Genomic DNA, 766 nt, shown 5'->3' on the forward strand with positions numbered 1-766 from the left:
TCAGATCCTCGCGGTGGACGAGGAGAAGAACGCCGCCCCGCGCCCGCGGGATGTGACGGCCCGCACGCTGAGCGGTTCGACGGCGAACATCGCGATCCCGTTGGACGGGATCGATGCGGACGGCGATTCGGTGGAGCTGCTGGGGCTGGACTCGAACCCGAAGAAGGGCCTGGTCACCGTCGAGCAGGACTACCTGGTCTATGACGCGTTCGAGGACGCGACCGGTGTGGACACCTTCACCTACAAGGTGCGGGACAACCTCGGCAAGGAGGGCACCGCGACCGTTCATGTGGGCATCGCCCCGAGCGAAGAGGTGAACCAGGCCCCGTATGCGGTGAAGGACACGGTCGTCGTCCGGCCCGGACGCGAAGTCGCCGTCCCTGTGCTCGCGAACGATTCGGATCCCGAAGGAGCGAAGGTCGTCCTGGTCGAGAACGGGGTGACGTTCCCCTCCGACGTGTCCGGTCTGGACGCGCGGGTGTCCGGGGATCGCGTGCTGGTCCAGGCTCCGGATGCCGAGGTGGAGACGTCCGTGCAGTACACGATCGTGGACGACCGCGGCGCGGAGGCCAAGGCCGTGCTGCAGGTGACGGTGGACGAGGACGTCCCGTTGCTCTATCCGATCGCGCGTGACGATCGTGTGAAGTCCGAGGACGTCAAGGACGAGCTGACGGTCGACGTCGAGGTGCTCGCGAACGACGAGGATCCCGACGGCACGACCGAGTCCCTCGAACTCGAGGTCGAGTCCGGGGGCCGTGTGCTGGAT

Annotated in this window: 1 protein-coding gene; it reads left to right on the forward strand. The window is 67.0% G+C overall.

Annotated features, from left to right (window positions below; translation table 11 throughout):
* Positions 1–766, forward strand: a 766-nt coding sequence (locus tag KYX17_RS31605) for an Ig-like domain-containing protein (RefSeq protein ID WP_243233725.1), incomplete at both ends; no start/stop codon positions are given.

This window comes from Microbacterium sp. CIAB417 (assembly GCF_022788845.1).